Consider the following 23,843-nt stretch of genomic DNA (forward strand, 5'->3'; position numbering starts at 1 on the left):
AATAGTAAAATTCAGTTATGTGAACTTTTAGAAATTTGGCCGATTGAGATACCTCATAATCACAAATTCTAATTTACTGAAATCGTAGGGTTTGACGATATAATCATCTGCACCTGTCGAGATCCGGTGATTGTAATTTGGCGCTAATGTTGAAGGTAATAGCGCAATAATTGGAATTGCTGCGGTTTTTGGGTCTTGCTTGAGATAATCAATTACTTGGCTGCTGTTTAGATCAGACAACATCATATCTAATAGGATGAGGTCAGGTTTATGAGTTTGTGCTAATATAACTGCCCTCACTCCTTGTTTAGCACAAATGCACGATAAATTTAATGTTTTGAGGTGAGAATCTAGGAGTTCTAAATTATGTAGATTTTGTTCTACAACTAAAATTAAGGGCTGTTCATCCATAAGCAATTATTCACCTTTAACGAAAGGCTATATACCTAGACTATTAATATGCAAGTTTATGAATAACTTTTTAGTAAAGTCATTTTTTGTGATACGTGTTTTGGAGATGTAATACCGTTTCACGAAATTATTGATACAAATTACTTTTTTTACTCCCCCTGCCTCCTCTGCTACCTGTCACTGAGCGTAGCCGAAGTGCTACTCCCCCTACTTGCCCAAATGTATCAACTTTAAAGTTAAACGGTATAAGAGCCTTCCTCTAGGCGACGGAGTGCGGCTTGACATTAACTAATTTGTATATGATTCCTTGAGTTAGTTTTTACTCTAAATTTAAGGGTAAACACTAACAAATTAATGGAAATATCAAGCAAATATTGACATTATCCTTATAAATATACATTTTGTCTATATGTAATTGTAATTATAGTTTAAATATTTACTGAGTAGTTAATCAAACTTATCTTCTTTTGAAAAAGCAGGAATACTTACTACTTTAGAAGGCTTAGATTTGCCAGCTAATCCTACTAATGCCAGTATAGCGATCGCGTAGGTAGCATCATCATAAATTTATAGCAGGAGGAGCTTAATTCTTTTTCAACCAGGGCGATTAAGTACTCTTGACCGTTAAGAGTACAATCCTGCCAAAGCCGCAAATGCTAGAGGTACAGCCAGACGCAGACTAGCCGTTAGGTAATCCAAGAAATTGAGGTTATTTATAATTGGGTTAGGTTATTTCCAAAATTGACTTGATCTTTGATAATGAATCGAATAACCTAGACGGTCAGATACCTTTTTTTAGGAAGTTTATGAACAAAAAGCTCATCCTTAATTTGTTTGCCAGTTCCTCAATTTTTACATCCTTAATATCTACGCTGGGGGTAATCAATCCAGCCCATGCTAGTGTTAACCTGACCCAGCGATTAATACACACCAATGATAATCGTACCTGTATCAGTAATCCCCACGGTTTTAAGAACTTCGTGTGTATTCGAGATTCTGAGAGAGATCCAAAAGCTGCTCCTGCACCCAAATCGGCAGTAATTACAGCCCAAGCATCTGATAGCACAGTTGCAGAACTTGATTTTACAGATGAAGAAAGCGACGCTGCAATTAGGTTATTTAAGTGCGACTGTCCATTTTGCATCAACTCTTTGCGACAGTTACGTGGTACTGGCAACTTAGTGTACTAGTTTTTCAAAGTGCCAGTGAGCTGATACAAGTACCATTTTAGTTTGTGCGTTTTGTTTGTCGAAGTCTTAATAGCATTTTTGTAATCAAATACTCACCAAAATCTTCAACTTATTGATTATTTCGTAAATTAATTTTTTTACTGAAAAGTAACTGTTTTAGTTTTAAACAAAGTGAAAACCTCTTTTTGATTCTAGAAGTATTTTCGCCCATGCGATCGCCTCTGCCGGAGCGTTGCACAAACAAAGCATAAAATTAATTAATATATCTAAAATCTCAAATTTTTCATCCTCTCTACGCTTACGCATGAAATAATCAGAAAAAATAGTTATTTTTGCTCTAATTTTCCGGAAAGCGAGTGTACTGAGTGGAATCCAACTTTCAGCGTATATAGAAATTCGGTTTGATTTATGAAATTACTTGCGTAGACGGGGAACTCTTAACAGGAAATAAGACTCTTTGAGGTGTACTGAATTTTTTCAAAAATCAAATATGAGTCCTATATTTATCAAGTAGTGTTAAGTTAATTCCACCTCTGGAAGGGACGGGATTTCGTGTCAGTGGTCAGTTGTCAGCGATGCATTGAGCGTACTTGTGCTGAGCGCAGTCGAAGTAGCCAAAGTATCCATCCCACTGTTCATTCGCGTCAACGTCTCTGAAAAAGAAGAAGTAGATTTGCCGTCGCCTTTCGATGACTACGATAGTGATTTTACTGTGGTTGGCAAATATTTACGTAAGCTAATATACATTAAACTAATGGGTGATAATTGACACCATTTCATTGTCCTATATTAGGGTGGACACGGATGACATCTCAAGGCGATCGCTATCAAGAACTAGAACAACAGGAACGTATACTACGAGAACGAGAAGTTGAATTACGACTGCGGAAAATGGAAGCTGATATCCATATTCCCAATGCATCTATTCATCAAACTATTAAACATCAGCCAGAAAATTCTTCCCAGCCGTGGATGAAAAAAGTTATCCTCGGTGGAAAATTATTTGCTTTAGGTGTAGCGGCGCTAGTTGCGGTCAGAATAGCCTCAGTTTTGGCTGGTATTCTGATTGTCGCAGTTTTGGTAGGAGTATCTTACAAACTATTTTTTGAATCCAAAAACCATAATTTTTAATTAAGGTGTAATAACTATGACCGACCAAGTAACATCTGATAGATTTCTGCAAGATTTAGAACGTGTTTCTCAAGTACGTTCAGATATTTCTGAATGTTTAAATCAACTTGCACATACCATCAATCAAGCTGAATTAGCTGGGGATTCTTCATCAGGGAAGCTCAGTTTAGAACGAGATATTGAAGATATCATTATAGCTAGTAAAAACCTTCAAAAAGGTGTATTTAGACTTTTGGTTTTAGGCGATATGAAACGAGGAAAAAGCACGTTTCTTAATGCCTTAATTGGAGAAAATTTATTACCTAGTGATGTCAATCCCTGTACCGCAGTCTTAACAGTTTTACGTTATGGTGCAAAGAAAACAGTCACCATTCATTTTAATGATGGTAAAAGTCCACAACAGCTAGATTTTCAAAGCTTTAAATATAAATATACGATTGACCCGACTGAAGCCAAAAAATTAGAGCAAGAGAAAAAACAAGCGTTTCCTGATGTAGAGTATGCAGTTGTTGAATATCCCTTACCACTATTAGAAAAAGGAATTGAAATTGTTGATAGTCCAGGATTAAATGATACAGAAGCACGTAACGAATTATCGTTAGGTTATGTCAATAATTGTCATGCGATTCTATTTGTAATGAGAGCTTCACAACCATGTACTTTAGGTGAGCGTCGCTATCTAGAAAATTATATCAAAGGTCGAGGACTAACAGTTTTCTTCTTAATTAATGCTTGGGATCAGGTGCGAGAATCATTGATTGATCCTGACGATATGGAAGAATTGACAGCATCTGAAGATAGACTAAGACAAGTATTTAGCGCTAATTTGGCAGAATACTGTTATGTAGATGGTCAAAATATTTATGACGAACGCGTGTTTGAACTTTCGTCCATTCAAGCACTCAGACGGCGGTTGAAAAATCCCCAAGCTGACTTAGCAGGAACTGGCTTTCCTGGGTTTATGGGAGCGCTAAATACTTTCTTAACCAGAGAACGGGCGATCGCAGAACTCCGTCAAGTCAGAACTTTAGCTAGACAAGCTGTCAATCATATTAGTGAAGCAGTTGCAAGACGCATACCATTACTCGATCAAGATGTAGATGAATTAAAAAAACGGATCGATTCAGTAGAACCAGAGTTTAATAAACTTACAGGTATTCGAGATCAATTTCAAAAAGAAATTATCAACACAAGAGACACTCAATCGAGAACAATTTCTGAATCATTTCGCAGTTATGTTTTAAATTTAGGTAATACTTTTGAAACTGACTTTTTACGCTATCAACCAGAATTAAATCTGCTTGACTTCCTCAGTAGCGGTAAACGAGATGCATTTAACGCCGCACTGCAAAAAGCCTTTGAACAATACATCAGCGATAAATTTTCTGCATGGACTTTAACTGCTGAAAAAGAGATTAATTCAGCTTTTAAACAACTTTCTCGCAGTGCTTTAGAATATGGTGCATCTTATAATCAAGTAACAGATCAAATCACCGAAAAACTCACTGGACAAAAAGTCCAAATTAACGCCACGCCTAATACAGAAGATAGTAATTCTCCTGGATGGGCAAAATGGGCAATGGGATTGTTATCTTTGTCGAAAGGAAACTTAGCAGGTGTAGCATTAGCTGGTGCTGGATTTGATTGGAAGAATATTTTATTAAATTACTTTACTGTCATTGGCATCGGTGGAATAATTACAGCAGTAACAGGTGTTTTTTTAGGGCCTATTGGGTTTGCTCTATTGGGTTTAGGAGTCGGATTTTTGCAAGCAGATCAAGCTCGTAAAGAGTTAGTTAAAACTGCTAAAAAAGAACTGGTAAAATATCTACCGCAAGTAGCACATGAGCAATCACAGACTGTGTACGATGCTGTAAAAGAATGTTTCGACTCTTACGAAAGAGAAGTTAATAAGCGGATTAACGACGATATTCTATCTCGTAAATCCGAGTTAGATAATTTAGTCAAGCAAAAAGAAACCAGAGAAATTAATCGTGAGAGTGAGTTCAAACGTTTGAAACGCTTACAAGAAGATGTCATAGCTCAATTACAAAAAATTGAGGCTGCGTATAGCAACTTGTTGGCTTATTATAGTTAAATTAAATAACGAAACTCCAGATAAACGCAGATTAACTACCTACGTTTATCTGTGGCGTTAAATATAATATAAAAATATGTCACAAATTGAAAATTATAAAAATCTAGCAGCATCTCTCAAATCTGCATCTGACTTATTAAATTTAAATAGCACATCACAAATACATCAAAATGTAATTACCGTCTGTAATCATCTGGCTAATCCCAACTTTCGGATTGCGGTTTTTGGCCCCTTTAATCATGGCAAGTCTACTTTGCTAAATGCCATACTGGAAAATCGCACGTTACCCATTGATTTAATTCCTACAACAGGTGCGGCAATTACTGTTAAATATGGCTCTGATGTGCGGACTCGGATCATGTTGATAAATGGAACAGAAGTCTACCGCAGTGGTACAGAAATTTTACAACAGTTTGCGATTTTAGATGGTAATAGACAGATGCGAAAAGATGTAGCATCTGTGGAAGTTTTTTGTCCTCACCCTTTTTTAGAAACTGGTGTAGAATTTGTTGATTTACCAGGAACTAATGACAGAGAAGAACAAGATAATTTAGTTAAGAAACAACTTTTAGGTGTAGATTTAGTAGTTCAGTTGCTAGACGCACGTAAGTTAATGACTTTGGGTGAGCGAGAAAACTTGCGAGATTGGTTATTAGACCGAGGGATTAAAACAGTTATTTTTGTCGCTAATTTTATTAATTTACTTGAACCCGACGAGCAAAAGCAAGTTCAAAATCGTTTATTGTTTGTTGCAGAAAGTTTTCGAGCAGCATTACCTCCAGGGTTTAGTAATTTATATCGTGTTGATGCCTTACCTGCATTGAGAGCTAGATTAAAAGGTGATGTCGCTGCTGCAACTAGTAGTGGTTTAGTCGCTTTTGAAGCAGCCTTGCAAAACATTGTAGGCATTTTACAACAAAATCGTGGCGATGTGCGATCGCCCAGAGTCCAGGCGATCGCAGATCAAATTCAACAATCATTAAAAGCTAAAATTGATCCGATACTAATTGAAATACAATCTTTTGATGAAAAACAAAATACTAAAATTGAAATAAAACAAAAAGCTGCTAATTTAATTAACCAAGGTTTTATTAATAGTAGTAGAGAATTACGCGAGTGGCTAGCCTTACCCAACTTATTTGCAAAATATCAAGCTGATGCCGCAGTAGCATTAGTAGAAAATAACTTTAAGTCTTGGCAAACAAATGTTTTAAAAAAAGATTTAACAGAATTACAACTAGCTGTAGTCAAATGGCTTTATCAAGCTTATAATTTTTTCCAAGCAGAACGACCAGAAGATTTATCCATTTCTTTTCCTAGTGAACCGCAGGTAACGTTACCTCCTAGACCCAACAATAGCGATGATTTGAGTCAACCTAGTTCTATAGCTGTTGGTGGGGGTATTGGTTGGTTATTGGGTGGCCCTGTAGGAGCCGCTGTCGTGGGCAGTATTTCTTATTTACTAAATAAGAATCTTCAACAAGAAGATGAAAAATTAGCCAATGAATCTTATCATCAGCAAGTTGCTAAAATTTGTATAGTAGCGATTGAAGATTATTTTTCTCGCTTTAGTTATCAAGGATTATCAACCTTAGCAGCTTATGAGCAGCAAGCTATAAAAATTATTTGTTTTGAAGTTGCTCAAGAACCATTAGAAGTTATCCAAAAGCGTGAAGAATTACAAAGATTAATAAACAATTTTAATCAGTTGCAAAGAGAATTAGCAACATCTAAAATCTTCTTAAATTATCAATTATATCCAGAGATACTCAAACACAACAATACTAAACGAGAGTATTTCCCTCAACCAGAAAAAGTTTCGACTTATTCTACTAAAACTCCTCGTGAACAGCAACAACAAGAAAATTTTGCCAAGAATACTAATATAAAAGTAGAATCTCCGCGTCAGCGAGTTTCTCCACCTCCGCCGTCTCCACGCCCAGAAGAAATTGAGGCTAAATTTCGTAATTGGGAACTTGATGAAGAAATAGCAAGAATGAAAGCTGAAATGCGTTCTCCTGGTTCTCATACAGGTAAACAACAGCAGAAAAATCAAACCAAGACAGCACCTCAACAACCTAAAACACAAGTAGAAAAAGATAAAATCGCTCATGCGTACAACATTTTAGGATTACCAACAAATGCTTCTTTGACTGAAGTGAAACAGGCTTATCGAACTTTAGTCAAAAAATGGCATCCAGATTTATTTGTCAATAAGTCACAACAGCAAAAACAAGCACAAGAAAAAATGCACTTCATTAATGAAGCCTATACGATTTTATCGGAAATACATAACTGATAAAAAATGTGCAAATAGATATAACTATTTGCACATCTCTGTAAAAGTCAACTAGTAATTATCAAATAAATTAGACTGTCCAGAAGATTAAATTAATAGTCAATCTGGAAAAGTCAAGGGTGAAAAGATTGTTGTCATACAGACCAAAAGAGCCATGAGATGTAGATGATGTGTTGTTTATCCCATCATGAACAGTGGTTAAATCAAGCTTTGAATTACCACCCCACAAATACTGAAAACAACTATCTAACTTGGTATCTTCTGGTGCTGAAATTAGGTCGTGCAAAAACGGCTTTGCATCAACAGGATGTAAGTCAGAAATTGCTATTTTAGCCATTTTTTTAATTTCTAGGTCAGGTTATGAACAGCTTGACTTTTTTGAATTAAAAATTAAAACTATAAAATTAAAAATTAACAATAAAGATAATTTTCAATTAATTCTGGGTACAAGCCCCCATTTATTGTAATTGTTAATTAATAATTTTTAATTTTTAATTGGAGCGTACCCCTGCGGGGAAGCAAGTTACGCGCAGCGTCTCGTAGAGAAGCGACTTGACTCTTAGATAAGTTTGTATCCGGTTAAGTTAGAAGCATTTCACCCTTCATACTTTCCACCCATAAGGATAAGTCCAAATGTAAACTTGGTCTGAGTTATCTACAGAATGATAGTTATTGTCGTGGACACTATATGCCCCATAAGTCTTATCTTCTAGACGATTTATGCCGTCATGAATAGTCATGATCTCAGCATAAAGATAACCACCTAATACAGTCTCTGATTGCGGTGGAGCCAAATCATGTATAAATGTTTTTAGCTCATTCAGGTGAAAGTCACAAATTGATATGTTAGCCATGATTATGCCCAAATAGAAACTTTATCTGAATTGTCTATCGAATTAAAGTTATTATCATGGCTGCTGCCTACACCATGATATTCAAATTCTTTACGATTGATTCCATCATGAACACTCAAGACACGAGCATAAGGAAAACCACCAAATAAAGTTTTTACCTGTGCTGGAGTTAAATCATACATCAATGTTTCTACATGATTAAAATGAAAGTCGTAAATTAGTATCTTCGCCATAACGATGTCCAAATGAAAACCTTATTTGTTTGACTCCTAAATTCTACTTAATTAGTCAAATTATCAGCAGTTTATATATTAAGTTTCTATGTAGAAGTCTATTTTTTATAGACATAATTAAATGATTTCTGTCTTTTAATAAAAATACTTTTTATCCTAATTATTGTTTAACAATTAGACTTTATATAGGATGTACCCCAGTTTTTATTGTGCAACGATAAAATAAGTGTCATTGCGTAAAGCCTACGGCATGGCTTTTCTCACGAGACGTTACGCGTAACGTCTCGCACAGAGGAGGAACGACGTTCCCGAAAGGTAGCAATCGCATAGACTTGTTCGTAGTGCGAGCTTGTGAGATTGCTACTCTTCTCCTTACAAAGACGCTACGCGTAGCTTGCTTCCCCATAGGGGTACGAGAACGCCTTCGGCGAACACTCCACACTTCGTTGCGTACCCTTCGGGAAGGCTAAAGCCCTAAGCGCAGCTATGCCGTAGGCTTTACGCAATGATGTTCAAAAAAGTGGGATGCTTCCTTTATATAGCGGTAGTTGTATAACAGTTATCAGTTAATATTTTAAGTGGTTTATGAATCAAGAACAAGAAACTGCGATCGCAGGTATCTACGAAGTCTGTATTGGTGTCCCAGACGCAATTGTGGCGATTCAATATTGGGAGCAATTTGGCTATCGCATTGGTCAAGTTGGCGAATTATCTGCTGATGTCGCTGATCAATTATATGGGGTCAATTCCTGTTTACGCTCGATTCGCCTCTATCATCAAAATGCAGATCATGGTTTGATTAGGTTGATGGTCTGGCAAAATCCTACTAATCAAGGATTGGGGTTAGCGTCAATGAAAGTTAAGGGAAATCGCTGGGCTACCACCTTAACTACTGATTTGTTAATGATTTTAAATCATGCAGAAGATGCAAAAGCCGCGGGTTGGGCTATTAAATATAGCTACCCCTACTGGGAAGTCATATATAACAAAGAAAGAAAAAGCCGACCTTTTACAGATGCGGCGGTGGGAGTGCGAGAAATGTTGTTACTCCAACCTTTAACTCGGCAAGTTCTATTTCAACGATTTGGTTATACACTGCCCCACTATGGGGAAATTAATCACACTGCTGCTTTTAAGACCAGTCAGTTTACCCATATAGGAATTATTGTTCAAGATGACAGCAAAGAAAGCCTAAAATTTTATGAAGATGTTTTGGGTTTGCTGCGTGTGCGTGATGATGTTGAGACTAGCTATGAATCTTCACCAGCAGGTCGGGATCTTTTTGATCTCCAACCGGGTGAAAAATTTATTGTTACTACCTTTGATGACCCTCGTTCTTCCAAATCTGACTTGATGGCTGCACGTAGTGGTAGACTTTACGTCATTCGCTTTCCCGATGCGCTCAACTTAGAATCACAAATGGAAGCATCGCAACCGGGTAGCTTAGGAATGTCACTTTATACCTACCGAGTGCGGGGATTACAGACTTATTGCGATCGCATCAAAGACAGTCAAGCAAAAAACTTGACAAACATCATTGAAAATGAGTTTAAAGAAAAAAGTTTTTCTTTTATTGCACCAGATGGCTATTGCTGGAATTTAGTAGAAGGCTAAAAGTTATTTATGGTGTTTGAATTAATCAAGCTTTTAAGGCTTTATCCCACTCTAACTGATGAGCTAAACCATACTTGATAAAATCTTCCACTTTAGCTTTATCGCTTTTACCAAAAACACCTAAACTGTAAGGATTATCTTGCATCCGTTGTGCGACTTGCTCTCGTTCAAATTGTATTACTTCTTCTCTAGGCTGATCTGGTTTAAAAAAGTCTACCACCAAAACAGTTCTGTCATAATTGGTATAATTATGTGGACAGTGTGGATAACTGTGATCTAAAACCATGAATTTACCTTCATGCCAATAAAGTCGCTCATGGCATATTTTCATAGCCACATCTCCCTCTGGCACGATTAATCCTAGATAACCACGATTCATGTGAGGGTTATAGTTGACATGGAGCTTGATATCCAAGCCTGGATGAAACGTACCAAAATATACATTTCTGATAACACTATCATTGATATAATTTACTTCTTTAATTACCCTAGCTAAATTTAAAAAGTATTTCTCTCTTAATGCCAATGCTTTTTTAGATGCATCATCTAGCTCATAATCAGGATATTGTATTTGATGCACCTGAATATATTCTTCAATAAAGAAACCTTGAAATAAAATCCCAAAAGCACTATATTTTGCATTACCCTTAGTCTTAATCGTTTTACTTTTAGGCCCTAAAATATCATAAATAAACTTTAACTCTTCACTAGATGCATGATTCATAAAGTTTGCAAACTCATCTTTAATCACTTGCCAATTGTCTTGAAAGCTTTTAAGAAAAAGAAATTGCTTTGGGTCTAAATGATATTCATTAAAATTTGTCATTGTATTTTCTCCTAAACAAAAAATGTTAATTATTAATCATAATTGATGAAAATAACCCAAATTATGTTATTTTCGAGCTAAAAATTAAAGTATAAAAGTATATATGCTTAATTCATCAATATTATAACCCACATTCCACACCCCTAACTGTTACAGAGGGAAAATACTGATAGAAAAAATACAAGTGAAGTTCTTGTCTACTACTGTGCCACATTTTGATTAATATGTGACAGTTAGAGTGGTGAAGGTGGGATTTAAAATATATTTCAAATTGGGAAAGTATTCACAATCACTATATTGTCTCAACTAACTTGATAAATTGCTAATTAAATCAATAATTTAGACAAAGGCAAATTTATATAAATAGGTGAATTACCTGATGTCTATTGCAGAGTCAATTAAACAGTTTATCAAATGGATACAGACTTTTGATAATCGAATTTTACAAAATGGATATGATGTTGAACAAAAATTTACCTTGCCGATGTTTCGTTATCTCGGCTATCCAGATAAATATCATTGTAGTAAATATCCTTTAAAAATAGATAACTCAAGAGTCCAGGCAGAAAAGTTAGAAATTGCTCAGTTTTATTTCACTACTGATGATATTGCCAAACAAAATGCAGATACATCCTTAATTATTATTATATGTTTAGAACCACACACAACTAATTTTAAAGAAGCTACTGAACAAGCTAAGTTTTATAATAAATATCTGAGTCCATTATTTTTTATAATTACTAATGGTTATAAAATAAATGTTTTCAAACGAATTATGTATCATCAAGAAGAACTGATTTTTGATATAGACATAAACTTATTGATCAATCACGAAATAGCCTCAAAATTTTATAATCAACTTAATTTTAGTTTTGTTAAAAATATTGATAAAAAAACAGCTAATATTCTGGCGCATTCTCGATGTAACTTTACAGAAAAAGCACTAGTTCGCCATCCAGAGTTACAAAATATTTTAGCAAAAGCTGATTTTGAGTCTGCTAATAAACGAGAAATCAACCACTTGACTGTTGTAAGACCTAAAATTTTAATCGAGTGTAACTTGCCAACAGCTTTTAGAGAAGGTGGTTTTCAAATACAGTTCAGCAGCATTGCTTTAAGAAGTCTAAAAATTAGCTTAAGCCATCAATATATTTTAGGTAAATTAATTACAGGATTACAAACTCAAGCAAACTGGGGATGTCGGCAATTTATCAAACAGTTAGATAAAAATAATTTTGAGGTGTCTTTAGGTCAGACAACAATAATTTTGTCAGATATAGAAACTGCGGATTTATGTTTATGTATTGATGCAGTTTGCCAAGAATATAAAAAATCAATTACAGAATTTGAAAATGCTTTAGAAACATGGGATTTTGAATTTGTAGAATTTTCAGGAATCAGAGGTTTTGTTCTTATTTCTATCAATCCAAAACTCTGGGAATTAATGCAGAGGTTTGCGAATGAATTTAATTATGCTCAAGGTAAATCAGAGTGGCATATATTTCATCAAGAAGATACCTCAATTCGTCTTAGTAGAGGAATTTATGATCATGCATATATTCTTCCTCAAAATAATTCAAATTTTTCTTTAGTTCCTAATGATCTAATTAATATAGTATATGAAATAAGTGATGTTCATTGTCAACTTCTTACAATAGGTGAAATGACTTCATGGCAGCAAAATATTGGTTTACAGGGTCTTTGGACAGCTAAATATACTCAAAAATGGTTGTTAAACAAATATATTCCTAAAGTTTTAGATTATTATTCTCAAAAATTTAAGTTATCTGAAGCCAAGTTACCAAAAAGTCTAGCAAATTATCAATGCGATCGCATTTCTTTGAAAGAGATTAATAACATCAAACAATTAATTCCATATCTGCAAGATATACAGCTATGGCTAAATAGATATGTTGAAAATATTGCGGCTTCAATTTTACGCAGCTATTACCAAGCATTTACAGATTTAATACGAAATACTGATTCTTCAATTCCAGGTATAGACTATATTATAGGAAATTTGCATAGGATTAATTGGGAAAATACACCAAATTCAAGAGACTGGACAAACTGGAATTTTAAAGATGCTATGCAGTGCTTAAATCAGCAAATAGTTAGAATAAATAATTGTGAATATGAAAATAGTTTTAAAGCAGATTTAATTACTAGAATATTTATCTGGATTATAGAAAATGGAAAAATTCGTTTTTCTCAAGCTCAGTTAAATGCTGCCAAGCAGGCTTTATTACCACTTTGGGAACTTAGTCGTTTTGAAACACGACATGTGTATTCTCATCGTGGAAGATGAGATATTATTCAAGCTACATAATCTGTTGTAAATTTAACACAAATCCAGGCAGCACATTTTCTCCTGACAAACTAGTCGGATTATCTAATATTTCTACATCTTTATTTGGACGATAAATTTCCACTCGCTTATTTTTACGGTCAATTAGCCAGCCTAATTGAGCGCCATTTTCAATATACTCTTGCATCTTCTCTTGCAAATCTTTTAAAGAATCACTAACAGAGCGCAACTCCACTACAAAATCAGGACAAATCGGAGCAAATTTTTCTTGTTGTTCTGGGGTTAAAGCATTCCAACGTTCAATTTTTATCCAAGAAGCATCAGGAGAACGTTTTGCACCATTGGGTAAGGTAAAACCAGTTGAAGAGTCAAAACCTTTACCTAATTTAGTCTGTTTATTCCAGATTCCTAACTCAACAGCCAGATCAAAGTTACGGTTGCCAGTATCACTACCTGTAGGTGGCATAATTAAGATTTCCCCTGATGCTGTGCGCTCAAATCTATAATTACTATTTTTCTGGCACATTTGGAAAAATTGTTCATCGCTCAACTCAATTTTTAATTTGAGGATAGGAGGGAAGGTTATTGTAGCAGTGTTCATAGGCTATCCTGAGCATCTTACTTTATAGTTTAGTGGTGTGTGGGGTGCGATCGCACTTTACTTATTTTTGTTTAATCACTCTCGGAAAATGTAGCTACATTTGGTGTTAACATCTGCACAGTCCATCTGTACTACACAATTTCTACCTTGTGCTTTTGCCTGATAAAGTCCCAAGTCAGCAGCAGCAATTAATATGTCGCTCGATGAGTGATGATGAGGAATGATGGTTGCCAAGCCAAGACTGAGTGTAATAAATTCACTGGCTTGAGAATTTGGATGAGGCAGGTGTAATGCATTCACATTGGACTGGATATCTGTTGCAATTGCAATGGCTCTTGCGATATCAGTATTTGGTAAAATAACCGCAAACTCTTCTCCACCGTAGCGAGCAACTAAATCAGTAGGATGTTTAACTGCCTTCTCGATTGCCTTGGCAACGTGTCTAAGTGCATCGTCTCCTGCTAGATGACCATGTGTATCGTTGTAAAGCTTAAAGTAATCTACATCACACAAAATCAAAGATAGTGAGGTTTGCTCTTGTACCGACAGTTCCCACTGTGTATGTAACGTGTCATCAAAGCAACGTCGGTTTGCTACTTGGGTCAGACCATCCGAACTGGCAAGGCGCTGTAATTCCTGATTTGCTTGTTGTAGTTGACGATAAAGTTCCGATTGTTGAATGGCGATCGCAGCTTGAGATGCTAACTGGTTAAATAGGTTAATCTCCGATTGCTGCCATTTTCTGGTATCACGGCATTGATGAGCAATCAATAATCCCCATAAACGCTTTTGATACAAGATGGGAACAACAAGGTTTGCCCGGATTTTTAAACTTTTGAGGAGATCAACGTGACACGGCGATAATCCAGCAGTTTCAATGTTTTCAATTGCTCTGGTATTGCCTTGTTGATAGTAAGCTGCACGTGTAGATTGAAAGCACGTATCCATGACGTGAAATCCAAGAATAGACATGCAGCCTTCAGCTAAGGATTCTACAGCAACAAACCCACTCCAGTCTGGCTTAAACTGATAGATCACCACTCGGTCTACCTCAAACAGTTGTCGCACTTCGGCTGCTGTGGTTTGCAAAATCTCGTCTAACTCTAACGATTGTCGGATACGCTGTGTCACAGCAGCTACAATTCGCTCGGACTCGCTTTGATGTTGAACACGCTGCTCAATCTGCTTACAAGATGCCGAGGTTACAGTCAATGTGCTTGAATCAAAATAAGGGGTTGTAGTGGTAGGCACTGGATTAGGTTTAGCAATCAAATAGCCTTGAGCAAAATTTGCGCCTCGTTCTCGCAGCCAGTTCAATTCTTCAATGCACTCAATTCCTTCAGCAACAGTGCGAATGTTTAACTTTTGAGTAATTTCTAGCAGCTTCTCGGTAATCGAGGCTTTATAAAGGTCTTGATGTACATTTCGGATCAATCCTATGTCCAACTTGATAAAGTCTGGACGTAACTGATGCAGCAAGTTCAGACTGGAATAGCCAGAGCCTAGGTCATCAAGGGCTATTAAAAAACCAGCATCTCGGTAGTATTGCAGCACTGCTTTGAGATGGTCTAAATCTTGAGTATTATCTGACTCGACGACTTCAAAGACAACTCGCTCATGGGAAATGCCAGCAGTATCAATTGCTTCAACTGTACTGCGTAGACAAAAAGCAGGGTCATAAACTGTTGTTGGTGCAAAATTGATGAAGATGTGACCGCTTACTTGATGTCGGCTGAATTGATGGATTGTGCTTAATCGAGCAAGTTGGTCGAGTTGTGGCAGAAGTCCGGCTTCGGTTGCTAACTCCAAGATTGGTACTGGCGGCACTAAATTGCCTTGTTCATCCAGCCCTCGCAAGAGCGCTTCATATCCATAAATTTGGGATGTATCCTCCATGAAGACGATTGGTTGGAAATGAGTGGTGAATCGTTTTGTTGCTAACATTTCAACTAGCCAGTTTGACTGACTGAACTTAATGAAGCGCTGCAATGAGGTGATATCACTAAAATCCTGAATCTGAGGCTGGATAGGGATAGATCCTCGGATGAAAAGCACTTGCGTTTCTTTTAATTCTCTCGGTGTAAGGAGTTGAGCCAGGTTATGGGCAACTTCTTGAGCCTGTCCAGGTTTACAATTCAAACTTAGTCCTGGTCGCTTGTGCATCAACTCATACTTCAGGGCGAACTGCTGTAGATAGGAGATGACTTTTTGCAGAGTATGAGAAATGGGGAACCAGAGAAAGAGCCTACCTGCTTCCCCAGTTCGGCAACGCACAACATGGCGACAAGCACAAGTCTTGGAGATAGGACATTTATGGCTCATAAGTAACTACCTTGCTCAACCCCGTTTCTTTTAGTGTTCCCACCAATCTTTCTATAAAAAATAAACTGCACTTCAAGTCAATGAAGATTTGATGAGTTCTGAAAACTGACAAAATTCTTCTAGTTTGACAAGTTATGTATTGGCAAGTGAGAGTAGGTATTTCTGCTGTTTATTTAGTGATCGCCAGTTTTGGCTATAACAGATTGCTATTTTTATTTCAACATAAATCAAGTATATAAAAGCGAGGTTTTTCAACGTAAACAACGAATAGCCAGTAATAGCCCTCTGGCTTTATTCAACGTTTCTTCGTATTCTTTTTCTGGATCTGAATCTGCTACCAAACCTGCACCTGCTTGTACAGTTACCGTGTTGTCACGTAATACCATTGTGCGAATAGCGATCGCACTATTCAATTGTCCTTCAAAATCGTAATAACCATAAACGCCCGAATAAACACCCCGACGACTCGGTTCTAACTCGTGGATAATTTCCATCGCCCGAATTTTAGGTGCGCCGCTGACTGTACCTGCGGGAAAACAAGCTTTGAGTAAATCCCAGGCGGTTTTATTGGGTGCTAATTTACCCACTACATTACTGACAATGTGCATCACATGGGAATAGCGCTCAATCACCATTAATTCATCAACTTTGACGCTACCATTGTCGCAAACGCGCCCTAGATCATTACGCCCCAAATCAACGAGCATCACGTGTTCAGCAATTTCTTTCGGATCTTGCAGCAAATCCTCGGCTAAGGCTGCATCTTCTTTGGTTGTCTTACCTCGTGGACGTGTGCCAGCAATGGGGCGTACTGTTGCTATTACCTCACCATCAGAATTACGTTCTGCTTTCACCATTACCTCTGGACTGGAACCGATAATTTGCCAATCCTGGAAGTGGAAGTAAGACATGTAAGGCGAGGGGTTGATTTGGCGCAAGGAACGGTAAAGCGCAAAAGGGTCGCCTGTATATGGTGTTGATAGACGTTGGGAAATAACTACTTGAAAAATATCACCCGCTTTGATGTACTCTTTTGCCTTTTGGACACTGGCGCAAAATTCTGGACGGGTGAAGTTGCTGGTGTATTCTTCAGTTCCTACTGCTGTTTTACTTCCTGGCGGTGTCCATTCCAATATAGTTTTTTGCGGCGACACAGGTAGGGATAGCTTGCTGACCATCTGGGTAACGCGATCGCACGCTTGTTGATAAGCTGATTTTAAATCTACTTTTGGGTCACGTAAATCAGCGTAGGCGATCGCCCAAATTTTCCGTTTTACCTGATCAAAAACTAGCAGTTGGTCTATCTGCATCCACAATCCATCAGGGATATTTCTCTCATCTGGAACGTGAATTGGTACACGCGGCTCAATCCAGTGGATTAATTCATAGCCCCAAAACCCAAACAAACCACCAATTCCTTGTGGTAGTTGCGGTAACTTAACTGGGTGATAAGGTGCTAAACATTCAGCTAAAACTGTAAATGGATCACCTTCAAAAACAACTTGAGAGCCGTCACGGTGTGTTTGGGTTGTATTACTACCTCTGGCTTCCAAAATCCACAGCGGATCACAACCGACTAAACTGTAACGCCCCAATTTTTCCCCACCTTCCACCGATTCCAATAAAAAGCTGTAGGGCTGACCAGCACAGACTTTATACCAAGCAGACACAGGTGTATCTAGGTCTGCTACCCATTCTTGATACACTGGCACAAAGTTACCTTGCAAAGCTAGTCCAGAAAAATCAGAAAAATCGGGGAAGATCATACACAGTTGAAAAATTGGGGATTGAGGATTGAGTCAGCTGTTTCACATAAAAGCTGCATTGATTTAGATTGTTCACTGTTAATAGTCAACAGTCAACGACCTTTATCAGTAATAATGCAATGAACATGTGTTTTAGCTTATTAGATATTAGGAAATATTTCCCTAGTTTCTAGTCCCCAATCCCCAATACCCATTACTTAGTACAGCAAAGCGGAAATAAAGCTACCATTTCAAACAGTTAAAAAGACCCAATTATGAGACTTTTGACTTCCCAGGCAGCGGTACTAGTCTCTATGCGTCGTAAGTATATTTGCCAGAAAACTTGAGTTTTGCTGGACTGGGGTTTTCTCCGATTCGGCGTGGTACATAACGTACCTTTTCGCGACCTTCGTTCACCTTTTCTGGGAAGACACCATCAGCTGGGTGAATAAAAGTGGTTTCTCCGTTAGGTAAAACCCGGTAAATTTTGTAATCTGTGATTTTGAACTTACGGAGTTGTCCACCGAAAGCAATGCATTGTTCTTTGCGAGCTAAATACAACAAATTTTCGCCCTGCCGCATAGTGGCAGCACCACCTGTAGGCATTTCAAAAACTTGCTGCTTAGGGCTAGTCCAAGTGATAGCGTACTTTTCTTCCTCTTTTGCTTTTGTTAGCAAGCCGCCAGTGCTGCCACCAAATAGCGGAGTTTGTCCAGAAAGTGTTTCTGCCATAAAGCATTCTCTCAACGTTTTTAGGGCATCCTAACACCGTCATCACGCTCATATTGCGATCGCGTCATAGACTGTAACAGTTTTTAGTGAATTGTCAGTTGTCAGCGATGCACTGAGCCTAGTCGAAGTGTGGTCAGTGGTCAGTGGTCAATGATGTTCTTTCTTATCACCCATGCCCCATGCCCCATGCCCTATGCCCTATTTACTCTTGACTTTTGAGCGCTTTTCTTCCTGGCTATTCTGGACTACGGGAATAGTGAAATGAAATTGACTGCCTTGGTCTTTACCTTTCGATTCTGCCCAAATCTCGCCACCCCAGCCGTTAACAATTTGGCGACATATTGCCAGTCCTAGACCAGTACCGCCCGCTGTCCGCCGCAGCGCACCTTCTTCTTGATAAAAGCGGTCAAAAACTATTTCTAGACGATTGGGTTCAATACCGCGTCCAGTATCAGCTACGGTGACTTCTACCATCTGATTGCCGTTGCGAGTTGCCTTAATCGATATTTCTCCTTTTTGGGGCGTAAATTTACAGGCGTTATCTATAAGCTTTGCTAGCACTTCCACTAACCAATCACCGTCTGCTCTGACTAAAGGCAAATTTTGAGAGATTTGGGTTTTGATTTTGGGTGGCTTTTCGGGTGTGGAACGTGTACGAAGACGGCTAAGGGCTAAATCAACGCACTCTTGTAAAGTCAAGGATTCTGGATGCCATTCCACTCGACCGCTTTCTAGGTTAGAAAGAGTGAGGAAATCTTGCACCAGTTTTCGCATTCGTTCGGAATCGGAAAGAGCAGTACTGAGCATGACTTGCTGTAACTCCACAGGCATATCCGGCTCGCTGGCGAGACTTTCTAGGCACACTTGGATTGTAGATAGGGGAGTGCGGAGTTCGTGTCCAGTGATGGCTATGAGGTTGCTGCGGGTGCGGTCAAGGGCTTCTAGCTGTTGATTGAGTTCTTCGAGGTTGGCGTAAGCTTCTGCTTGAATTAGGGCTGCTCCCATTTGAGTGGCGATCGCTTCTACCAAATCTAGTTCTCCTTGTTGCCACTCATGGGGCGGCAAGGTGCAATAATGTAACTCGACAATGCCTAATAATCGTCCTTGAAATAATACTGGTTCGATTAACCAAGAGCGAATAGCAAACTTTTTGGCAATTACAGATAATGTCTTTGAACTAGTCACCCGCGAGTCTGTCAGCGTATCCGCTACACACACACCCTCACCTTTTTTGATTACTTCCTGAAATAAAGGATTTTTATCTAACTCCCAAGTTTCTCCACAAACAGATAAAACACTAGACATTAAAAACTCGTGTTCAATCATGGCTTGGACATCTGTGGCTTGAGCGCGGTAAATTAGACAGCGACTAGCTCCTAAGTGTTGTCCTAGTTCTTGGGCAGCAATTTGTAATACTTCATGGGGGTCGAGCGATCGCCGAATCGCAGTACTAATTGAGTTGACTAATCGTTCTTTACGTGCTTGGGCAGTGATGGAACGGTAAGCTTTGTGTAATTTATATTGACTAGCTTGCAGATAGGTTACTAAGCGCTGCACAAAAGGGTCAGTGTCAATATCACAAGCAAATTCAGTCATTTGGTTTGTTTGAGAGTAGCTTCTAGTCTCTCCGATGCCAAACCTCAGACGTGCCTGTTTAACTTTGTTAACCAAGCTTGGTCTGTAAATGACAATCCTGTCTAAAAGCAATTCTGCTACTTTGAGGCTGACTCCCCGTTCTGATGTCCAAATTCCCTCAAACCTGCGAGATGTGTCCATATCTAGACTAGGAGTGAACTCAGGTAGTTGCTTGTTTTTGGTAATTGAACCCAAGTTTTCTCGACAAACTAAGCAAGTAGCATAATTTTCAGCAATCACTACTAAATGCCATTCTTGACTTAAAGCATCTTCAAATTCAAAAGCGATCTTTTCGTAATGTTCTGAACTGTTGGTAAAATCTGTTTCTGGAGCAGATAAAACATATATTTGATTACTACGTTGAGCTAGTCGCTGATAGCGATGAGCTTCTTGACGATAATATCGCTCTCGTTGGAAGCTAGCAATTACTAGAGGCTGTTCCAAAGTTGCAGCCAAAACTTGATCTTCCATCGCGTGGGAGAGAGCTGTTAATGAAGCCTTAAAATATAGCTGGGGTCGCAGGTAGGGTATGGACTGTAGCAGATCACTCAGCACGGAAGTCGAAATGCTCATGAATATCGTTTAAAAAGAGAGAAGCCCAATTTGGACAAGATCCACGTCACAGATGCATTGTACAAATTACAACGGACTCTCAAATGAAGTAGACAGTTGCAATATGTAAAGAATCCTGAACAGCGCTTTCCACATTCAGGTAGTGGCAGCATTTGATATGCCTTTCAGTTAGTCTTTGCTACTAGAAAATTATCCCTAAATGCTGGATAATATTGCATTTTGGTTTTTTCACCTCTTAAATTATCTTGCAGTATTTTTTTACAGTAGACTAAATTTTTACTGAATGCGATCGCGGCTTGGGCAATTCTGAAAATTAAAAAGGTGAGCGCTTACACCTACAACACATAATTATTCGAGCCAGAAGGCGGCATTACACAAGAACTTTACCTGTGAACTTACAGTTTTGACTGTTAAGCTTAATTAACACTCGTCTTGCCAACTCAGAAATTACCGTAGATAAATTTACATAAATTAATTGATTACAATGAATTTAGACTTAACATTTTTAAATAAATATTTTTGAATCAAAAATAAAAATTATTAAGTCAAATTGATTTACTTGTAAAAGCAAGCAATATTTTAAACCAGCAAAAAGCTATGTATTCTCTATGATTAATGCCCCTAAAGGTTCAGTAACAGACAAACTCAACGGAAACTCCTCATTTTTAGCCTTGACTTCAAATTGAAAAAATACAACTGTATAAAGATTTGTTACAAAAATTTTGTGCTTGCTCTTTCACAGCAATATGTAAACATTAATTTGACTCCAATAGCTCGAATGAGTTTTTCAAAGAGTCTTCTGTTGCTCTTATTGATGCTGATACGACTACGAAAATATAGACCTCTACACGGAACTTTGGCTAATGACACCGGATGCACTGATGAACCCGGAAAAAATTTCTTTGGACGGCAAAACTTTTATTCCCGCAGAGCAATCACCTATCCCAGAGTGGCCTTGTGTTGTGAGTGAAAGACCACAACCAACTTTGACGGCTAAAGACGATGATTTATTTTTAGTAACAGATACAATGGGGAACATTTCTGGTTGTTCTCTCAACGATGGCAACTCCAGTATGGGACTGTTTTGCAGTGATACACGATTTTTGAACCGTCTGGAGTTGCAAATTGAAGGGCGATCGCCAGTGCTACTAAGCAGTACTGCTGAAAAAGGGTTTTCACTGTCAATTTTGTGTGCCAATCCCAAAATTGAAGAAAATCTCAAAGCCGAAACTGTAGGGATTCGCCGCGAAATTGTCCTTAATGGGGCGCTTTTTGAAGAAATAGAAGTCACTAACTACAGTACAACTACCGTCAGTTTTGAACTCAGTATCAGCTTTGACGCGGATTTTATAGATTTATTTGAAGTCCGGGGTTATGACAGAGAAAAACAAGGTAGAATCCTGCGTTTAGCCGAACCAACAACAGAGGAAAAAGCCTCTAATGGCATTTCACCTGTACAAAGTCAGCCTCCAGAATCCTTGAACTTAGCCTATCAAGGTCTGGATGGCTTGATAATGGAGTCCCGTATTCAATTCCAACATTGTCAACCAGGCTATTTCAAAGGTTACACTGCGATTTGGCAGCTAGAGTTGGCTTCTCACGAGACTCGTAAGCTGGGCTATCGGGTAAACATGTTTACCAACAACAAATCTAGCTCTACTGTTAGTGCAGCTTTTACCCTCGGACAAGCCAAAGCTGCTGAATTAATGGAAGAGCAGCACTGGATACAACAAATTACGCGGATTAGCTCAGATAAAAGCATCTTCAATCATGTAATTGAGAGAGCTGAACAAGATATATACTTGTTGCGTCAGTCTTTTGGCAAGTATAAGACTGTTTCTGCGGGAGTACCTTGGTTCTCTGCATTATTTGGGCGAGATTCGCTGATTACAGCCTCCCAAACCTTGATGTTGAACCCGCAAATTGCCAAAGAAACGCTCATGTTACTGGCAACATACCAAGGTAAAATCGAGGATGACTGGCGCGAAGAAGAACCAGGCAAGATTTTACACGAGCTGCGCTTAGGGGAAATGGCTCGTTGTCAAGAAATTCCCCACACACCATACTACGGCACAGTTGATGCCACTCCTCTGTGGTTAATGTTGTATGCTGAATACTACGCTTGGACTCACGATCAAGAAACCCTAGAGCAACTTTGGCCTAATGCTCTAGCAGCAATGGAGTGGATTGATCGCAATCTCAAACAAAACGGTTATCTCAGCTATCATCGCAGATCTAAACGTGGTCTGGCCAATCAAGGCTGGAAAGACTCTGGTGACTGTATTGTAAACCACAAAGGAGAGCTAGCTAACGGATCAATTGCTCTGTGCGAAGTTCAAGCTTACGTTTATGCAGCGAAAATGCGGCTGGCAGAAACAGCTAGAATGAAGAAACGCCTTGATTTGTCTGATCGCTGGCAAGAAGAAGCTAGAAATCTCAAGGTTCGTTTCAATAAAGACTTTTGGATAGAAGACCAAGATTTCTGCGCTCTCGCTTTAGATGGAGATGGCAAACAAGTAGATAGTATTACATCTAATCCTGGACACTGCCTACATTTGGGAATTTTTACACCGGAAAAAGCCTACAGTGTAGCAGAGCGTTTGCGCGCACCTGATATGTTTAATGGTTGGGGCATTCGTACCCTCAGTAGTTTGTCACCAGCTTACAATCCGATGGGGTATCACGTTGGTTCAGTTTGGCCTCATGATAACTCTTTAGTTGCTATGGGATTGCGATCGCTAGGACTAGTCGATCAAGCTTTAGAACTTTTTCAAGGCTTGTTTGATATGACTATCCATCAACCTTATCAATGCCCCCCGGAACTTTTTTGCGGCTACGAACGTAATGGAGATAAAGCCCCTGTAAAATATCCAGTTGCTTGTACTCCCCAAGCTTGGGCTACTGGCAGTATATTTCAACTCCTGCAAATGATTGTTAACTTAGTGCCTGATGCTCAAAATAATTGTTTACGAATCATCGACCCCGCTTTGCCAGAGTCGATCAATCGTCTGTCATTACACAATTTACGAGTCGGCCCTACCATACTTGATCTAGAATTTGAGCGTTCTGGTAGCACTACGGCTTGTCGCGTTGCTAAAAAACGCGGCAATCTCCGAGTAGTGATTGAAGCTTAAAGATAAGTGGTTTTTCGCTCTCTACTTAATCGCGATTAATAAGCGGCATAATTCAACCATGCCGCATTTCTCACCCCTTTAACCTTTTAAAATGAGATATAGCAGTTCCTATTTACACGAGGTACATAATCCTAGTC

General features: G+C 38.3%; 18 protein-coding genes. 8 read left to right on the top strand and 10 right to left on the bottom strand.

Annotated features, from left to right (window positions below):
* Positions 1 to 27 precede the first annotated feature (27 nt).
* Positions 28 to 411 carry a response regulator gene (locus QI031_RS21570; RefSeq protein ID WP_281481679.1) on the bottom strand — a complete coding sequence of 128 codons (384 nt, stop codon included), beginning with the start codon at positions 409 to 411 and terminating at the stop codon, positions 28 to 30.
* A gap of 806 nt (positions 412 to 1,217) precedes the next feature.
* On the opposite strand from QI031_RS21570, the gene QI031_RS21575 reads away from it, so the two are divergent.
* The 5 genes from QI031_RS21575 (at position 1,218) to QI031_RS21595 (ending at position 7,129) form a co-directional block, all read left to right on the top strand.
* Positions 1,218 to 1,601, top strand: a complete 384-nt coding sequence (locus QI031_RS21575) for a hypothetical protein (RefSeq protein WP_281481680.1) — start codon at positions 1,218 to 1,220, stop codon at positions 1,599 to 1,601.
* 592 nt (positions 1,602 to 2,193) lie between these two features.
* Entirely contained in the window at positions 2,194 to 2,370 is a 177-nt protein-coding gene (locus tag QI031_RS21580; protein ID WP_281481681.1) for a hypothetical protein, read from the top strand.
* Positions 2,371 to 2,405: 35 nt separating this feature from the next.
* Entirely contained in the window at positions 2,406 to 2,732 is a 327-nt protein-coding gene (locus tag QI031_RS21585; protein ID WP_281486095.1) for a hypothetical protein, read from the top strand.
* Between the two features lie 16 nt (positions 2,733 to 2,748).
* Positions 2,749 to 4,830, top strand: a complete 2,082-nt coding sequence (locus tag QI031_RS21590; protein WP_281481682.1) for a dynamin family protein — start codon at positions 2,749 to 2,751, stop codon at positions 4,828 to 4,830.
* 76 nt (positions 4,831 to 4,906) lie between these two features.
* Positions 4,907 to 7,129 carry a dynamin family protein gene (locus QI031_RS21595; protein ID WP_281481683.1) on the top strand — a complete coding sequence of 741 codons (2,223 nt, stop codon included), beginning with the start codon at positions 4,907 to 4,909 and terminating at the stop codon, positions 7,127 to 7,129.
* Positions 7,130 to 7,199: 70 nt separating this feature from the next.
* Here the strand turns inward: QI031_RS21595 and QI031_RS21600 are convergent, their stop codons facing one another.
* From QI031_RS21600 to QI031_RS21610, 3 genes are all read right to left on the bottom strand, one after another.
* The gene (locus QI031_RS21600; protein WP_281481684.1) at positions 7,200 to 7,466 is read right to left on the bottom strand and encodes a hypothetical protein; all 267 of its coding nucleotides are present in this window, start codon (positions 7,464 to 7,466) and stop codon (positions 7,200 to 7,202) included.
* Positions 7,467 to 7,731: 265 nt separating this feature from the next.
* Entirely contained in the window at positions 7,732 to 7,983 is a 252-nt protein-coding gene (locus QI031_RS21605) for a hypothetical protein (RefSeq protein WP_281481685.1), read from the bottom strand.
* A 2-nt stretch (positions 7,984 to 7,985) separates the two neighbouring features.
* Positions 7,986 to 8,216: a hypothetical protein gene (locus tag QI031_RS21610; protein ID WP_281481686.1), complete on the bottom strand. Its 231-nt coding sequence runs from the start codon at positions 8,214 to 8,216 to the stop codon at positions 7,986 to 7,988.
* 585 nt (positions 8,217 to 8,801) lie between these two features.
* Here QI031_RS21610 and QI031_RS21615 point away from each other — a divergent pair.
* Complete coding sequence (locus tag QI031_RS21615) at positions 8,802 to 9,830, top strand: VOC family protein (protein ID WP_281481687.1); 1,029 nt, start codon at positions 8,802 to 8,804, stop codon at positions 9,828 to 9,830.
* 25 nt (positions 9,831 to 9,855) lie between these two features.
* Here QI031_RS21615 and QI031_RS21620 read toward each other — a convergent pair whose 3' ends face one another.
* On the bottom strand, positions 9,856 to 10,656 hold the full coding sequence (locus QI031_RS21620) for an aspartyl/asparaginyl beta-hydroxylase domain-containing protein (RefSeq protein WP_281481688.1): 801 nt from the start codon (positions 10,654 to 10,656) through the stop codon (positions 9,856 to 9,858).
* A gap of 379 nt (positions 10,657 to 11,035) precedes the next feature.
* Here QI031_RS21620 and QI031_RS21625 point away from each other — a divergent pair, with 379 nt between their 5' ends.
* Positions 11,036 to 12,964 (top strand): type I restriction enzyme HsdR N-terminal domain-containing protein, encoded by a 1,929-nt coding sequence (locus tag QI031_RS21625; protein WP_281481689.1) that lies wholly within the window; start codon positions 11,036 to 11,038, stop codon positions 12,962 to 12,964.
* A gap of 13 nt (positions 12,965 to 12,977) precedes the next feature.
* Here the strand turns inward: QI031_RS21625 and QI031_RS21630 are convergent, their stop codons facing one another.
* From QI031_RS21630 to QI031_RS21650, 5 genes are all read right to left on the bottom strand, one after another.
* Positions 12,978 to 13,565, bottom strand: a complete 588-nt coding sequence (locus QI031_RS21630; RefSeq protein WP_281481690.1) for a Uma2 family endonuclease — start codon at positions 13,563 to 13,565, stop codon at positions 12,978 to 12,980.
* 75 nt (positions 13,566 to 13,640) lie between these two features.
* Positions 13,641 to 15,887 (bottom strand): EAL domain-containing protein, encoded by a 2,247-nt coding sequence (locus QI031_RS21635; protein WP_281481691.1) that lies wholly within the window; start codon positions 15,885 to 15,887, stop codon positions 13,641 to 13,643.
* Positions 15,888 to 16,138: 251 nt separating this feature from the next.
* A complete protein-coding gene (trpE, locus tag QI031_RS21640) occupies positions 16,139 to 17,653 on the bottom strand; it encodes an anthranilate synthase component I (protein ID WP_281481692.1) in 1,515 nt (504 codons plus the stop codon).
* A 291-nt stretch (positions 17,654 to 17,944) separates the two neighbouring features.
* Positions 17,945 to 18,364: a photosystem I reaction center subunit II PsaD gene (locus tag QI031_RS21645; protein ID WP_281481693.1), complete on the bottom strand. Its 420-nt coding sequence runs from the start codon at positions 18,362 to 18,364 to the stop codon at positions 17,945 to 17,947.
* A 198-nt stretch (positions 18,365 to 18,562) separates the two neighbouring features.
* The gene (locus QI031_RS21650) at positions 18,563 to 20,572 is read right to left on the bottom strand and encodes a DICT sensory domain-containing protein (RefSeq protein WP_281481694.1); all 2,010 of its coding nucleotides are present in this window, start codon (positions 20,570 to 20,572) and stop codon (positions 18,563 to 18,565) included.
* Between the two features lie 863 nt (positions 20,573 to 21,435).
* Here QI031_RS21650 and QI031_RS21655 point away from each other — a divergent pair.
* Complete coding sequence (locus tag QI031_RS21655) at positions 21,436 to 23,706, top strand: amylo-alpha-1,6-glucosidase (RefSeq protein WP_281481695.1); 2,271 nt, start codon at positions 21,436 to 21,438, stop codon at positions 23,704 to 23,706.
* Positions 23,707 to 23,843 lie beyond the last annotated feature (137 nt).

It is taken from the genome of Halotia branconii CENA392, from assembly GCF_029953635.1.
GTDB lineage: Bacteria > Cyanobacteriota > Cyanobacteriia > Cyanobacteriales > Nostocaceae > Halotia > Halotia branconii.

Excerpts from the sequence above, each read along its gene's own strand:
- QI031_RS21650 (WP_281481694.1), bottom strand. The coding sequence starts at position 20,572 with ATGAGCATTTCGACTTCCGTGCTGAGTGATCTGCTACAGTCCATACCC.
- QI031_RS21595 (WP_281481683.1), top strand. The coding sequence starts at position 4,907 with ATGTCACAAATTGAAAATTATAAAAATCTAGCAGCATCTCTCAAATCT.
- QI031_RS21610 (WP_281481686.1), bottom strand. The coding sequence starts at position 8,216 with ATGGCGAAGATACTAATTTACGACTTTCATTTTAATCATGTAGAAACA.
- QI031_RS21625 (WP_281481689.1), top strand. The coding sequence starts at position 11,036 with ATGTCTATTGCAGAGTCAATTAAACAGTTTATCAAATGGATACAGACT.
- QI031_RS21585 (WP_281486095.1), top strand. The coding sequence starts at position 2,406 with ATGACATCTCAAGGCGATCGCTATCAAGAACTAGAACAACAGGAACGT.
- QI031_RS21645 (WP_281481693.1), bottom strand. The coding sequence starts at position 18,364 with ATGGCAGAAACACTTTCTGGACAAACTCCGCTATTTGGTGGCAGCACT.
- QI031_RS21600 (WP_281481684.1), bottom strand. The coding sequence starts at position 7,466 with ATGGCTAAAATAGCAATTTCTGACTTACATCCTGTTGATGCAAAGCCG.
- trpE (WP_281481692.1), bottom strand. The coding sequence starts at position 17,653 with ATGATCTTCCCCGATTTTTCTGATTTTTCTGGACTAGCTTTGCAAGGT.
- QI031_RS21590 (WP_281481682.1), top strand. The coding sequence starts at position 2,749 with ATGACCGACCAAGTAACATCTGATAGATTTCTGCAAGATTTAGAACGT.
- QI031_RS21620 (WP_281481688.1), bottom strand. The coding sequence starts at position 10,656 with ATGACAAATTTTAATGAATATCATTTAGACCCAAAGCAATTTCTTTTT.
- QI031_RS21630 (WP_281481690.1), bottom strand. The coding sequence starts at position 13,565 with ATGAACACTGCTACAATAACCTTCCCTCCTATCCTCAAATTAAAAATT.
- QI031_RS21615 (WP_281481687.1), top strand. The coding sequence starts at position 8,802 with ATGAATCAAGAACAAGAAACTGCGATCGCAGGTATCTACGAAGTCTGT.
- QI031_RS21605 (WP_281481685.1), bottom strand. The coding sequence starts at position 7,983 with ATGGCTAACATATCAATTTGTGACTTTCACCTGAATGAGCTAAAAACA.
- QI031_RS21655 (WP_281481695.1), top strand. The coding sequence starts at position 21,436 with ATGACACCGGATGCACTGATGAACCCGGAAAAAATTTCTTTGGACGGC.
- QI031_RS21575 (WP_281481680.1), top strand. The coding sequence starts at position 1,218 with ATGAACAAAAAGCTCATCCTTAATTTGTTTGCCAGTTCCTCAATTTTT.
- QI031_RS21570 (WP_281481679.1), bottom strand. The coding sequence starts at position 411 with ATGGATGAACAGCCCTTAATTTTAGTTGTAGAACAAAATCTACATAAT.
- QI031_RS21635 (WP_281481691.1), bottom strand. The coding sequence starts at position 15,887 with ATGAGCCATAAATGTCCTATCTCCAAGACTTGTGCTTGTCGCCATGTT.